The following is a 13,601-nucleotide window of genomic DNA, read 5'->3' on the forward strand; positions in this document are numbered from 1 at the left end:
AGTTTTGAACATGTTCAAATGCAGGCGTACGCTGCCGTCATGAGCGACAGAGCCGCCCTTCTGAGGGGCATCCGCGCCTGGCTGGTCTTCTTCGTCGTGTGCCTGGTGCTCAGCGGCGCCACGGCCTTCCCCCTGGTGCACGAACTGCGCTGGACGGAGGACGCGTTGCGCGCCCTGTCCGTCCCCGACCACCTGCCCGCCCTCATGGAGTGGATCGAGCGCGTCCGGCGGGGACTCGACACCGTCGACGCCGAGTACCCCTTCGTCCTCTACGGCACCGACTGGCTGGCCTTCGCCCACCTCGTCATCGCCGTCGCGTTCTACGGCCCGTACCGCGACCCCGTCCGCAACATCTGGGTCGTCGAGTTCGGCATGATCGCCTGCGCCGGTGTCGTCCCGCTCGCCCTGATCTGCGGACCGGTCCGGGGCATCCCCTTCTGGTGGACCGTCATCGACATGTCGTTCGGGGTGTTCGGGGTGATCCCGCTGTACGCCGTCCGCGCGAAGATCAAGCGCCTGGAGGCCCTCACCGCCCCGAACACCCCCGTGCCGACTCTTACTTGAGCGCGGCCAGCGCGATCCGCCCGGCGACCGGATTCAGGTCCTCGCCCTTCGCGTCGGTGGAGTTGACCGAGTAGACGAGGGTGCGGCTCAGGTCACGGGTGCCGCCCAGCATCGTGTTGTAGCCGTACCGGCCGCCCGACTTGAGCCAGTAGACCTTCCCCTCGAACGCGAACCGCTGGAACCCCGCGCTGTACGTGGCGCCCTCGATGTGCGCCGGCACCGTGAACATCTCCCGCAGTTGCGGCCCCGGCACGATCCGCCCGCGGAACAGCGAGGTGAGCAGCCGCTCCAGGTCCGCGGTCGTGGAGATCATGTCCCCGGCCGCGAACCGGTCCGCCTGGTTCCACTCCGTGACGTCGACGAACTCCGTGGTCCCGTCGGCCCCGGCCACCGCCTGGTAGCCGTGGTTGTGCGGGCCGAGGATGCGCGGGTCGGTGCCGGGGAAGTACGTGTCCCGCATGCCGGCGGGCGCCAGGACCAGTTCGCCGGCCGCCGTGGCGTACGGCCGCCCGGTCACCTTCTCGATCAGCAGGCCGAGGATCGTGTAGTTGATGTTCAGGTAGTGCTGCGCGCCGCCGGGACGGAACTCCGGCCCCTTCGCCGCCGCCGACGCCACCACCTGCCGCGGGGAGAGCGTCTCGTAGCGGTGCGCGTACAGCTCCTCGAACGTGGTCCCGAGGCCGTCGCCCGCAGGGATGCCGCTGGTGTGGTTCAGCAACTGCCGTACGGTGACCGGCCGGAAGTCCCCGCCGAGGAGGCCGGGCAGATACCGCTGGACCGGCCGGTCCAGGTCGATCCCACCCTGCGCCGCCAGTTTCAGGACCGCCGCCGCGGTGACCACCTTCGTCGTCGAACCGGCCCGGAACCGGGCGTCCGGGTCCGCCGGGCGGCCGCTCGCCAGGTCGTGCACGCCCGCGCTGCCCCGCCAGCGGCCGTCGGTTCCGCCCACCCGCACCAGGGCGGCCGTCGCGTCCCGGTCGGGAAGGCCGTCGAGCGCGGCCCGCAGGGCCGTCTCGTCCGGGCCGTGCGCCCCGGGCGAGGCGGCGGCCGGCGCGGACGAGCCGGGCGCGGACGAGGCGGGCGAGGCGAACGCGGGGGCGGCGAGCGGGCCCGCGCCGAGGGCGAGGACGAGGGCGGCCGCCAGGGCCGTGGTGCGGACGGTCGTGCGGCGTCGAGCGCGCATGCGGAGGCTCCCGAGGACTGCGGATGACACGGACGTGATCATCCTCCGGCGGTAGCCGTCCGGCCGGATCGTCACCGAGGAGGGCGGCCGACCCGGGCTGAACCCTGGGTCAACCACTCTGCCCCGTGGGGGAGTTGTCAGGGTCGGACCCTGACTTCCCGGTGTCGCGCCGGATGCCGTGCCTGTCGGGGGCAGTGCCTGCCGGATGCCGTGCCTGACGCCGTGCCGTGCCGGATGCCGTGCCTGCCGGGGGCCGTGCCGTGCCGGATGCGTGCCTGCCGGGGGCCGTGCCTGCCGGGGGCCGGCGTACGCCGGTCAGGTCCCGCGCAGTCCGCAGAGCAGGTCGACCCGGTTCGTCGTGATGGAGTCGACGCCCAGGTCCAGCAGGCGCCGCAGGGAACGGCGGGTGTCGGGGGTCCAGACCGACACCAGATAGCCGTCGTCGTGCACCCGGGCGACCAGATCGCGGCCGACCAGGGAGAAGCGGTAGTTGAGCCAGCGCGGCCGCACCGCCTCCAGCAGTGCCGGGCGCGCGGGCGCCAGGGTCGTGCGGGTCAGGGCGATCTCGGCCGCCGGGTCGGCGGCGCGCACGGCCAGCATCGCGGCGGCGTCCGCGCAGTAGTACACGCGGTCCGCCGCCCCCGCCTCCCGCACGACGTCCACGACCCGGCGCGCCGTCCGCACGTCCCGCGTGCCCGGCAGATCCAGCATCACCCTGCGGTCCCCGGTCGCCGCCAGCGCCTCCACCAGGGTCGGCACCCCGCCCCCCGTCAGCCCGCGCACCTCCGCCGCCGTCAGCGACAGCAACGGCCGCTGCCGCTCCCACAACCGCTCCAGCGTCTCGTCGTGCAGCAGCACGGGCACGCCGTCCCTGGTGAGGCGTACGTCGATCTCGACCGCGTCCGCGCCCAGGGCGAGGGCGGCACGCAGCGAGTCGAGGGTGTTCTCGCGGAAGCGGTAGGGGGCGCCGCGGTGGGCCACGGCCGTCACGGAATCGGGATGCATGGGGGCCATTGTCCTCAGCCGGCGAGCCACCCCGCGGTGTAGGTGTCGATCTCCGCCCGCAGCCGCGCCTTGCCCGGCTCGTCCAGGAACGACGCCTCCACCGCGTTCTTCGCCAGCTCGGCCAGACCCCGCTCGTCCAGGTCGAGCAGGCCGGCCGCGACCGCGTACTCGTTGTTGAGGTCCGTGCCGAACATGGGCGGGTCGTCGGAGTTGATGGTGACCAGGACCCCCGCCTTGACGAACTCCCGGACCGGGTGCTCGTCGAGGGTGCGCACCGCGCGCGTGGCGATGTTGGAGGTCGGGCACACCTCCAGCGCGATGCGGTGCTCGGCGAGGTGGGCGAGGAGCTTGTCGTCCTGGGCGGAGCTGGTGCCGTGCCCGATGCGCTCGGCGCGCAGATGGGTGAGGGCGTCCCAGACGGTCTGCGGGCCGGTCGTCTCCCCGGCGTGCGGCACCGAGTGCAGGCCCGCGGCGATCGCCCGGTCGAAGAACGGCTTGAACTGGGGGCGCGCCACGCCGATCTCCGGTCCGCCGAGGCCGAAGGAGACCAGCCCCTCGGGGCGGACGCGGTCGTCGGTGGCGAGGCGGGTGGTCTCCTCGGCGGCCTGGCCGCCGGCCTCGCCGGGGATGTCGAAGCACCAGCGCAGGAGGGTGCCGAACTCGGCCTCCGCCGCCTTGCGGGCGTCCTCGATCGCGTCCATGAAGGCGCGGTCGTCGATGCCCCGCCGGGTGGAGGAGAAGGGGGTGATCGTGAGCTCGGCGTATCTGACCTGCTGGCGGGCCAGGTCGCGGGCCACCTCGTAGGTGAGGAGCCGGACGTCCTCCGGGGTGCGGACGAGGTCCACCACGGACAGGTACACCTCGATGAAGTGCGCGAAGTCCGTGAAGGTGAAGTAGTCGACCAGGGCCTCCGGGTCCGCGGGGACCTTGGAGTCCGGGTGCCGGGCGGCCAGTTCGGAGACGATCCGCGGGGACGCGGAGCCGACGTGGTGGACGTGCAGTTCGGCCTTGGGCAGACCGGCGATGAAGGAGCGCAGGTGGGTGGTCAACGGGGCCTTCCCGTGATCGGCTGATCGGTGGGTCGGGGCCATCGTAGGCGGAGTCGGTACGGGCGGGCGGGACGGGGCGTGGGAGGCGGGGGCGCGTGGCGTGGGCGGACGGGTGGGCGCGGGGCCCGGCACGGGTGGAGGGGGCGGAAGGGGGTGACAGGGAGCGTGGAGTGGAGCCGAACCTGTCCCGGACTGCCCGGACCATCCGGACTGCCCGGACCATCCGGCTGAGCGCGCGTCATCACGGATCGGGTAGTGCCGGAGAGTAAAGGTACGGCCCGGCCCCGGCGGGCCGGGCGTCGCCCAGGGAAGCCCACCACGCCCGCTCCGCGGCTTCTTCCGGGTTGTGAAGCTGCACGGTCAGGCTCCCGGTGACGGGCATGCCGGCTCCCCTCAGGCGATGCGCTGGTTCAGCAGCTCGATCGTGTCACGGGCCTCGCTGTCACGGCTGCCGTACGGGGTCAGGCTGTCCCGTACGACGACGAGCTGCAGCCGATTGCGCGTGGAGGACTGGCCGCCGTCGATGAGGCGCAGGGACTCCCGGGCCGCGCTGACGCTGCGGTCCAGGTCCCGGTCCTCGACGGCCGCCGTGGCGAGGCGGGCCAGGCACATGCCCCGGTTGCGGCTGTGCTCGATGTCCTGGAGTGTCGCGGAGCGCTCCAGGAGCTTGACCGCTCGCCGGTACTGCCCGAGATCGGAGCGGCACATGCCCTCCAGGCACACGAGTTCGGCCTCATTGAGGAAGAAGACCCATTCGGGATCGCGGTCGCTGGGCCCCTGGTCGAAATAACGCCACGCCCGCCTGATCGTGGTGGATGCGTTCAGCTCGTCGCGGGCGCGGGAGTAGCCCTGCGCGGCACGGATGGCCAGCAGGGCGTTCACGCGCGGGGGAGCGGACCAGGAGGCGGCGTGCTGGGAGGCGAGCTTGGCCAGGCGGACGGCTTCCCGCGGCTTGCCCAAGTCCACGCTCTGCCGGCTCATGTTGGACAGGGTGCGGGTCGCCGGCGGCAGGTCGTTCTCCAGTCGAGATCTCGCCGCGGCGCCCGCTCCCGGGCGACGGTCCGTCCGAGGGAGGCCTGCCCTACCTGACGCGGCCGGTCCTGGCGGCGGCGGCTTCGGTGACCCGGATCACCGGCATCGCCGACATGGACACCGTGATGGACAGCGCGAAGTGCTCGTGCGCCGCCGGCGACGACAACCCGCACTAGGCGCGGGCGACTGATCGGGCGGTGAACGCAGGCCCCGGCGGCAACACGAGCGGGGGCCTGCGGCATTGGTGGAAGGTGGGTAGCGTGCGGCGCATGCGCTTCTCCTGGGACCTGCTTGAGCCCGTGATGCCCGTGCCGTACGTGCCCACCCTCGGCCCCGCCCGCTGGGACGACCCGCTGCGCGACCTCTTTGAGGCGGTCGTCGAGAACGCCGGTACCGACCGCTTCCTGCCTTGGGACAAGGACCAGCGATGGTCCGACACGAAGACCGAACGCGTCATGGCCGACGCCATCGAGCACGACCGTAGGCTGACGCTGATCCCCACGCTCGCCGAGCGGGCCGGGGGCGTGGTGAAGGTCCACGTGTACGGTACGGCCGCCGACGGCCTGTCGGTCGGTGCCGACCTGGCGCGCAAGCTCGCCGGGGTCCACGGCGCGAGGAAGGCTCGCATCGTATGGTTCCTCGGCCCGGAGCAGCCCGAGGCGTACGCCCGTGGCGTCGGGACACGCGTGCAGCTCAAGGAGTTCGCCGACGGGCCCGGCGAGGCCCCGCACGTCCCGGTGGTCGAGTACAAGCAGCTCGACGAGCCCGAGCGGTTCGCGGACTTCGCGGCGCCGATGGCCGACGACGGCTTCGCGCTCCTGTACGCGCAGATGGGGGCCGGGGCGGTCGGACCGGTCCTGACCGTCCTGCAGGACGGTCAGGTGGCTGGCGCGATCGGGCCCATGGAGACGATGGGCGACGCGGCCGGGAGGGTGCGGCTGCTGCCGCAATACTTCGGCGTCCTGCCGCAGCATCGCGGCCGTGGCTACGGGCGGGCGCTGTGGCGGGCGGCGATGCACTGGGGACACCAGCACGGCGCCGCCTCTCAGTTGCTCCAGACCGAGGTCGGCGGCGCCTCCGACCGGCTGTGCGCGGCCGAGGGGTTGGTATCCCTCGGCTTCGTCAACCGGAGGAGTGTTTGACCGCACGAAAAACGCTGCGGCAGAAACTCAGCCCGGACCGCCGGCTAAGACTGCCCGGCCCCCGGGGCCTTAGCATGGCGGCACGTACGACAGAGGGGGGCCGCGCCATGTCCGACGACGCGTCGAGGCCGCACGTGCCGGAGGGTACGGGCGGAGAGGGCACGGACCGGGACGGAGGACGGGATCCCTGGGCCGCGCCCGGGTCCGTCCCCGAGGGGGAGGAAGGGCCGCAGTACGCGGGCCCCGTGGACGCCGGTCCGCAGGACGCGCGGACCGAGGTGTCGCTGGACAAGGGCGAGGACCGGACACCGCCCCCGCCCGTGCACGACCAGCTCACGGTCACCTCACTGCCCGCGGAACCCCAGCCCTCCGGCCCGCCGCCGACCCCTGCCACCGTGCCCCGGACCGCCGCGCCTGCGCCGCAGAACCCCTTCGCGAGCCCGCAGGACGGGGCTGCCGTGCCTGCGCCGCCGAGTCCCTTCGCGAGCCCGCGGGACGGGGCCGCCGTGCCCCAGACCTCCGTGCCCGCGTCGCCGAGTCCCTTCGCGAGCCCGCGGGACGGGGCCGCCGTGCCTGCGCCGCAGAACCCCTTCGCCGTCCCCCAGGACGGAGCCGTGCCTCCGCCGCCGATCGCGCCGGACGGCCCGGGGCAGGTCCCGTACGGGTATCCCGGTGACCTCGGACACCCCGGCCCCGCCGCGTACGGCGGCGCACCGGGCGGTTACTTCGCCGCCCCGGCCGGTTACGGCGGCACACCGGGCTACGGCGGCGCCCCGACCGGCTACGGCGTGCCGGGCGGTCACGGCGGTGCGCCGGGCTACTACGGCTGGTCCGCGATGCGCCCGATGGAGAACGGGACGGGCGTCGCCGCCATGGTGCTGGGCATCGTGGCGGTCGGCGGGTTCTGCATGTGGCCGGCCGCCATCGTGATGGGGATCCTCGCGGTCGTCTTCGGCGCGATCGGGCGCGGCAAGGCGAACCGCGGCCAGGCCTCGAACGGCGGGCAGGCACTGGCCGGCATCATCTGCGGCGCGGCCGGAGTCGTCCTCGGGATCGGGATGCTGGTCCTGGTGCTCGTGGCTCCCTGAGGCGGACGCCTCACGCGCCCCGCAGGCGCCTCACGCGCCCCGCAGGCGCCTGCGCGCCTCCATCAGCGCGAACCCCAGCAGGTTCGGGCCTCTCCACCGCCGCGGATCGGCGGCGGCCTCGTCGTCCGCGGCGAGGCCGATGCCCCACACCCGGTCGACGGGGCTCGCCTCCACCAGGACCCTCCCGCCCGTGCGCAGCAGGAACTCGCGCAGCTCGGGGTGGGCCGAGAACTTGTGGACGCTGCCCTCGACGACGATCCCGAACCGCTCCCGCTCCCAGGCCGTCTCGTCGAAGCCGCGGACCAGACGCCCGGCCTTCTTGGCCTGGGCGGGGTGCTCGGCGGCCAGTGCCCGCCGCTCCGCCTCCGGGTCGCCGAAGAGGCGGGCCTTGCCGGCCATCATCCAGTGCTCGGCCGTCGCGTAGGTCGTCCCGTCCACCGTGAACGGGGACGGCCACCACTGGCTCAGGCAGCTCGCGCCGACCCGGCCGTCGGGCTGCGGCCGGTGGCCCCAGAAGTGGACGTACCTGACGCGCGCCCCCGCACGGACCTCGGTGACCAGGGACTCCCAGGAATCGATCTCCGTCATGCACGCCACTGTGGCACGCGCCACGGACAGTCCGTCCCTCCTTTTCCGGCTCGACTCGACACCTGGTCGACAGATTCCGTCGCGTAACCAAAAGGCAACAACGGAATCACTTGTTGGTGTGGGGTAGCTCTGTCAGGATCGGCACTCAAATCGAGCTGGAGCTACGCCACCCCGCCTCGCGGAGAAGCGGGGCGAAGGCGGAGGAGAGCGACATGCAGAACCCGGGCACCGCCACCCCGGACCGGTCCGGCCGGTTCCCCGCGCAGGAACGCTTCGCGGAGGGCGCCCAGTACATCGCGGGGAGCCTCAGGAAAGGAACGTCCGGGCGCACCCACGCCGTGGTCGATCCGTCCTCGGGGGAAGAGGTGTACTCCTACGGCCTCGCCTCCACCGCCGACGTCGACGAGGCCGTCGCGGCCGCCCGCGCCGCCTTCCCCGCGTGGGCGGGCGCCACCCCGGGCGAGCGCTCCGACGCCCTGCACCGCTTCGCCGCCGTGCTCGCCGAGCGCGCGGAGGACTTCGCCCGCGCCGAGTCCCTGCAGTGCGGCAAGCCGCTCAAGCTGACCCGGGAGTTCGACGTCCCGGGCACCATCGACAACACCGCCTTCTTCGCGGGCGCGGCCCGGCATCTGGCGGGACAGTCCGCGGGGGAGTACTCCGGGGACCACACCTCGTACGTACGGCGCGAGCCCATCGGGGTCGTCGGCTCCATCGCACCCTGGAACTACCCGCTGCAGATGGCCGCGTGGAAGATCCTGCCGGCGATCGCCGCGGGCAACACCGTCGTGCTCAAGCCCGCCGAGCTCACCCCGCTGACCTCGCTGCTGTTCGCGCGGGCCGCCACCGACGCCGGCATCCCGGACGGGGTCGTCAACATCGTCACCGGGACCGGGAGGGAGGCGGGTGAGCACCTCGTCGGCCATCCGGACGTGGCCATGACGTCGTTCACCGGTTCCACCGCCGTCGGCCGGCGTGTCGCCGAGATCGCCACCGCCACGGTCAAGCGGCTGCACCTGGAACTCGGCGGGAAGGCCCCGTTCGTCGTCTTCGACGACGCCGACCTGGAGGCGGCCGTCCACGGTGCCGTCGCGGGCGCCCTCATCAACACCGGGCAGGACTGCACCGCCGCCACGCGCGCGTACGTGCAGCGGCCCCTGTACGAGGCGTTCGTGGAGCGGACCGCCGCGCTCATGGAGACCGTCCGGCTCGGGGACCCGTTCGCCCCGGGCACCGACCTGGGGCCGCTGATCTCGCACGTCCAGCGCGACCGGGTGGCCGCCGTCGTCGACCGGGCGCGCGCCTACGCGCGCGTGGTGACCGGAGGCGAGGCCCCCCGGGGAGAGCTCGAGAACGGCGCGTACTATCTCCCCACTCTGATCGCGGACGCGGCGCAGGACAGCGAGGTCGTGCAGGCCGAGATCTTCGGCCCGGTCCTGGTCGTGCTGCCCTTCGACAGCGACGACGAGGGGATCCGGCTGGCCAACGACACGCCGTACGGTCTGGCCGCCTCCGCGTGGAGCCGGGACGTCTACCGGGCGAACCGGGCGACGCGCGAGATCAAGGCCGGGTGCGTGTGGGTCAACGACCACATTCCGATCATCAGCGAGATGCCCCACGGCGGATACAAGGCGTCCGGCTTCGGCAAGGACATGTCAGCGTATTCGTTCGAGGAGTACACACAGATCAAGCACGTTATGTTCGATAACACCGCGGTGGCCCGAAAGGCCTGGCACCGCACCGTCTTCGGGGACTGATAGCCACGACCGGCCGCCGACCACGGCCGACCTCCCGAAAGGGCACCACGCGCATGGAGCAGTATGAGCCAGACCGCCTGACACCGGCCCAGACGGCCGCCGTGCGGCGCAGCCTCCGCAACGGCAGGGCGGCCCTGACCCGCCGGTCACTGCTGCGCGCCTCCGCGGGCGGCGCCCTGGCGCTGGGCGGCGCCGGCACGCTCGGCGCCTGCGGGATCCCCGCGGCCGGCAGGACCGAGGGCGGCACGTCCGCCGAGGACCACTCGGCGAAGGAGAAGACCGTCAGCTTCTCCAACTGGACCGAGTACATGGACGTCGACGACAGCGGCAAGCACCACCCCACGCTGGAGGCGTTCACCAAGAGGACCGGCATCAAGGTCACGTACACCGAGGACGTCAACGACAACAACGAGTTCTTCGGCAAGATCAAGCCGCAGCTCGCCGCGGGCCAGGACACCGGCCGCGACCTCGTCGTCCTCACCGACTGGCTCGCCGCCCGCCTCATCCGCCTGGGCTGGGTCCAGAAACTGGACCCGTCCCACCTGCCGCACGCCTACGCCAACCTGTCGAGCCAGTTCCGCAGCCCCGACTGGGACCCGGGACGCGCCTACTCGTACCCCTGGCAGGGCATCTCGACCGTCATCGCCTACAACAAGAAGGCCCTCGACGGCGTCGAGGTGACGTCGGTCTCCGACCTGCTCGACAACCCGAAGCTCAAGGGCCGCGTCGGCTTCCTCACCGAGATGCGCGACAGCGTCGGCATGACGCTGCTCGACATGGGCAAGGACCCGGCGGACTTCACCGACGACGACTACGACGCGGCGATCGCCCGCCTCCAGAAGGCCGTGGACAGCGGCCAGATCCGCCGCTTCACCGGCAACGACTACACCTCGGACATCTCCAGCGGCGACTTCGCCGCCTGCATCGCCTGGGCCGGCGACGTCGTACAGCTCAAGGCGGACAGCCCCGACGTCGACTTCGTCATCCCCGACAGCGGCTACATGACGTCCAGCGACAACCTGCTGATCCCCAACAAGGCGCGGCACAAGACGAACGCCGAGCGGCTCATCGACTACTACTACGAGCCGCGGCCCGCGGCCGAGCTCGCCGCCTACATCAACTACGTCTGTCCCGTCGACGGTGTGCGGGCCGAGCTCGCGAAGATCGACGCGGATGCGGCGAACAACCCGCTGATCATCCCCGACCAGGCCATGCAGGCCAAGTCCCACGCCTTCCGCTCCCTGAGCTCGAAGGAAGAGACGGCCTACGAAGAGAAGTTCGCGAAGCTCACTGGGGCGTGACGACGATGAAGACCACAGACAGCGGCGGCGACGTCCGCCTCTCCGGCATCAGCAAGACCTACGGCTCCTTCACCGCCGTCCACCCGCTCGACCTGACCGTCCCGCAGGGCTCCTTCTTCGCCCTGCTCGGCGCCTCCGGCTGCGGCAAGACCACCACGCTGCGCATGATCGCCGGACTGGAGGAACCTTCCTCCGGCACCGTGCACCTCGGCGACCAGGACGTGACGGCGCTGCCGCCCTACAAGCGGCCGGTGAACACCGTCTTCCAGTCCTACGCCCTCTTCCCGCACCTCGACATCTTCGAGAACGTCGCCTTCGGCCTGCGCCGACGCGGCATCAAGTCGGTGAAGAAGCAGGTCGAGGAGATGCTCGACCTGGTGCAGCTCGGCGAGCAGGCGCGCAAGAAGCCGCACCAGCTCTCCGGCGGCCAGCAGCAGCGGGTGGCCGTCGCCCGCGCGCTGATCAACCACCCCAAGGTGCTCCTCCTCGACGAGCCCCTCGGCGCCCTCGACCTCAAGCTGCGCCGCCAGATGCAGCTGGAGCTCAAGCGCATCCAGACCGAGGTCGGCATCACCTTCGTCCACGTCACGCACGACCAGGAGGAGGCCATGACCATGGCCGACACGGTCGCCGTGATGAACGCGGGCCGCGTCGAGCAGCTCGGCTCGCCCGCCGACCTCTACGAGAACCCCGGGACGACGTTCGTCGCCAACTTCCTCGGCACCTCCAACCTCATCGAGGCCGAGATCGACTCCCGCAGCGGTGACGACCTCGTGCTCAAGGCGGGGGACGGCAAGCTGGTGCTGCCCGAGGCGCGATGTTCCGCGCCCACGACGACCGGCGGCAAGGTCCTGGTCGGCGTCCGCCCCGAGAAGATCTCCCTCACCCACGCCGACGACGCGGGCGAGGTCCCCGAGGGCCGCAACCGCATCACCGGCACGATCGCCGCCACGTCGTTCATCGGCGTCTCCACGCAGTACGTCGTCGACAGCTCGGTCTGCCCCGAGTTCGAGGTCTACGTCCAGAACGTCGACCGCGACGCCCGCCTCGCCCCCGGTGCCGAGGTCGTCCTGCACTGGAACCCCGCCCACACCTTCGGTCTGGACGCCGCCCAGGACATCGACGCCGGCACCGAGGAAGAGGCGGCGCTCTGATGGCGACGCTCACCGAGGCGCCCCCGCCGCTCTCCCCGGCACCCGCGCAGGCGGAGCCGCCCCGCCGGCGCGGGCGCTGGACGCCGTACTGGCTGCTGCTGCCCGGCCTGCTCTGGCTGGTCGTGTTCTTCGCGCTGCCGATGGTCTACCAGGCCTCCACGTCCGTGCAGACGGGCTCCCTGGAGGAGGGCTACAAGGTCACCTGGCACCTCGCGACCTACTGGGACGCGCTCGGCGCGTACTGGCCGCAGTTCCTGCGCTCGGTGGCCTACGCGGCCGCCGCGACCGTGCTGTGCCTGGTGCTCGGCTACCCGCTGGCGTACCTGATCGCCTTCCGCGCGGGACGCTGGCGCAACCTGATCATGATCCTGGTGATCGCGCCGTTCTTCACCAGCTTCCTGATCCGCACCCTCGCCTGGAAGACGATCCTCTCGGACGGCGGCCCGGTGGTCGGCGCGCTCGACGCGCTGCACGTCCTGGACGTCAGCGGCTGGCTCGGCTGGACCTCCGGCGACCGGGTGCTGGCCACCCCGCTGGCGGTGGTGTGCGGTCTGACGTACAACTTCCTGCCGTTCATGATCCTGCCGCTGTACACCTCGCTGGAGCGCATCGACGGACGGCTGCACGAGGCGGCCGGCGACCTGTACGCCAAGCCCCTCACGACCTTCCGGAAGGTCACCTTCCCGCTGTCCATGCCGGGCGTGGTCTCCGGCACACTGCTGACCTTCATCCCGGCGGCCGGCGACTACGTCAACGCCGAACTCCTCGGCTCCACCGACACCCGCATGATCGGCAACGTCATCCAGACCCAGTTCCTGCGGGTCCTGGACTATCCGACGGCGGCGGCCCTGTCCTTCATCCTCATGGCGGCGATCCTCCTCGTGGTCACCTTCTACATCCGCCGGTCCGGGACGGAGGACCTGGTCTAGATGCCCTTCGTCACCTGGTTCAGGAGAAACCTCGTCGTCCTCGCGGGACTCCTGACACTCGCCTACCTCCTGCTGCCGAACGTCGTCGTCACCGTGTTCTCCTTCAACAAGCCGAAGGGGCGCTTCAACTACGCGTGGCAGCAGTTCTCCACGGACGCCTGGCGGGACCCCTGCGGCGTCGCCGGGATGTGCGGCTCGCTGTCGCTCAGCCTCCAGATCGCCTTCTGGGCGACGCTCGGCGCCACCGTCCTCGGCGCGCTGATCGCCTTCGCGCTCGTCCGCTACCGCTTCCGCGCGCGCGGCGCCGTGAACTCGCTGATCTTCCTGCCCATGGCGATGCCCGAGGTCGTCATGGCGGCCTCGCTGCTCACCCTGTTCCTCAACATGGGCGCCCAGCTCGGCTTCTGGACGATCCTGATCGCCCACATCATGTTCTGCCTCAGCTTCGTCGTGACGGCGGTCAAGGCGCGCGTCATGTCCATGGACCCGAGGCTGGAACAGGCGGCGCAGGACCTGTACGCCGGACCGTTCCAGACGTTCTGGCGCGTCACCCTGCCGATCGCGGCCCCCGGGATCGCCGCGGGCGCGCTGCTCGCCTTCGCGCTCTCCTTCGACGATTTCATCATCACCAACTTCAACGCGGGCTCGACCGTCACCTTCCCCATGTTCGTCTGGGGCTCGGCACAGCGCGGAACGCCCGTGCAGATCAACGTCATCGGCACGGCGATGTTCCTCGTCGCCGTCCTGCTGGTGCTGGCCTCCATGGCCGTCGGCAACCGCCGCAACAGGCAGAAGGAATAAAACCCCCGTAG

General features: G+C 71.7%; 13 protein-coding genes. 8 read left to right on the top strand and 5 right to left on the bottom strand.

Annotated elements, in window-relative coordinates; all coding sequences use genetic code 11:
- The first annotated feature begins 39 nt into the window (after positions 1-39).
- The gene (locus ACFV9M_RS33815; protein ID WP_385074866.1) at positions 40-564 is read left to right on the top strand and encodes a hypothetical protein; all 525 of its coding nucleotides are present in this window, start codon (positions 40-42) and stop codon (positions 562-564) included.
- Here the strand turns inward: ACFV9M_RS33815 and ACFV9M_RS33820 are convergent.
- The 4 genes from ACFV9M_RS33820 to ACFV9M_RS33835 form a co-directional block, all read right to left on the bottom strand.
- Entirely contained in the window at positions 557-1,747 is a 1,191-nt protein-coding gene (locus tag ACFV9M_RS33820; protein WP_385074869.1) for a serine hydrolase domain-containing protein, read from the bottom strand. The two genes, ACFV9M_RS33815 and ACFV9M_RS33820, sit on opposite strands and share 8 nt — an antisense overlap.
- 315 nt (positions 1,748-2,062) lie before the next feature.
- Positions 2,063-2,752: a glycerophosphodiester phosphodiesterase gene (locus ACFV9M_RS33825; RefSeq protein ID WP_385074872.1), complete on the bottom strand. Its 690-nt coding sequence runs from the start codon at positions 2,750-2,752 to the stop codon at positions 2,063-2,065.
- Between the two features lie 14 nt (positions 2,753-2,766).
- Positions 2,767-3,843 (bottom strand): adenosine deaminase, encoded by a 1,077-nt coding sequence (locus tag ACFV9M_RS33830; protein WP_385074874.1) that lies wholly within the window; start codon positions 3,841-3,843, stop codon positions 2,767-2,769.
- A gap of 351 nt (positions 3,844-4,194) precedes the next feature.
- Positions 4,195-4,782 (bottom strand): hypothetical protein, encoded by a 588-nt coding sequence (locus tag ACFV9M_RS33835; RefSeq protein WP_385074877.1) that lies wholly within the window; start codon positions 4,780-4,782, stop codon positions 4,195-4,197.
- A 320-nt stretch (positions 4,783-5,102) separates the two neighbouring features.
- Between ACFV9M_RS33835 and ACFV9M_RS33840 the strand changes: the two genes are divergently transcribed.
- The gene (locus tag ACFV9M_RS33840; RefSeq protein ID WP_385074915.1) at positions 5,103-5,975 is read left to right on the top strand and encodes a GNAT family N-acetyltransferase; all 873 of its coding nucleotides are present in this window, start codon (positions 5,103-5,105) and stop codon (positions 5,973-5,975) included.
- Between the two features lie 107 nt (positions 5,976-6,082).
- On the top strand, positions 6,083-7,063 hold the full coding sequence (locus ACFV9M_RS33845) for a hypothetical protein (RefSeq protein WP_385074880.1): 981 nt from the start codon (positions 6,083-6,085) through the stop codon (positions 7,061-7,063).
- A 30-nt stretch (positions 7,064-7,093) separates the two neighbouring features.
- Here the strand turns inward: ACFV9M_RS33845 and ACFV9M_RS33850 are convergent, their stop codons facing one another.
- On the bottom strand, positions 7,094-7,651 hold the full coding sequence (locus tag ACFV9M_RS33850; protein WP_385074883.1) for an NADAR family protein: 558 nt from the start codon (positions 7,649-7,651) through the stop codon (positions 7,094-7,096).
- Between the two features lie 212 nt (positions 7,652-7,863).
- Between ACFV9M_RS33850 and ACFV9M_RS33855 the strand changes: the two genes are divergently transcribed.
- From ACFV9M_RS33855 to ACFV9M_RS33875, 5 genes are read left to right on the top strand one after another with little or no spacing between them, the layout of a single operon-like run.
- Positions 7,864-9,405 carry a gamma-aminobutyraldehyde dehydrogenase gene (locus ACFV9M_RS33855; protein ID WP_385074887.1) on the top strand — a complete coding sequence of 514 codons (1,542 nt, stop codon included), beginning with the start codon at positions 7,864-7,866 and terminating at the stop codon, positions 9,403-9,405.
- Between the two features lie 53 nt (positions 9,406-9,458).
- Complete coding sequence (locus ACFV9M_RS33860; protein WP_385074890.1) at positions 9,459-10,706, top strand: PotD/PotF family extracellular solute-binding protein; 1,248 nt, start codon at positions 9,459-9,461, stop codon at positions 10,704-10,706.
- Positions 10,703-11,860 (top strand): ABC transporter ATP-binding protein, encoded by a 1,158-nt coding sequence (locus ACFV9M_RS33865; RefSeq protein WP_385074893.1) that lies wholly within the window; start codon positions 10,703-10,705, stop codon positions 11,858-11,860. The genes ACFV9M_RS33860 and ACFV9M_RS33865 overlap by 4 nt, the downstream gene beginning before the upstream one ends.
- Positions 11,860-12,789 (top strand): ABC transporter permease, encoded by a 930-nt coding sequence (locus tag ACFV9M_RS33870; protein WP_385074896.1) that lies wholly within the window; start codon positions 11,860-11,862, stop codon positions 12,787-12,789. The genes ACFV9M_RS33865 and ACFV9M_RS33870 overlap by 1 nt, the downstream gene beginning before the upstream one ends.
- Entirely contained in the window at positions 12,790-13,590 is an 801-nt protein-coding gene (locus ACFV9M_RS33875; protein WP_385074899.1) for an ABC transporter permease, read from the top strand.
- Positions 13,591-13,601: the final 11 nt, after the last annotated feature.

This window comes from Streptomyces sp. NPDC059895, from assembly GCF_042731035.1.
In the GTDB taxonomy this organism is placed as follows: domain Bacteria; phylum Actinomycetota; class Actinomycetes; order Streptomycetales; family Streptomycetaceae; genus Streptomyces.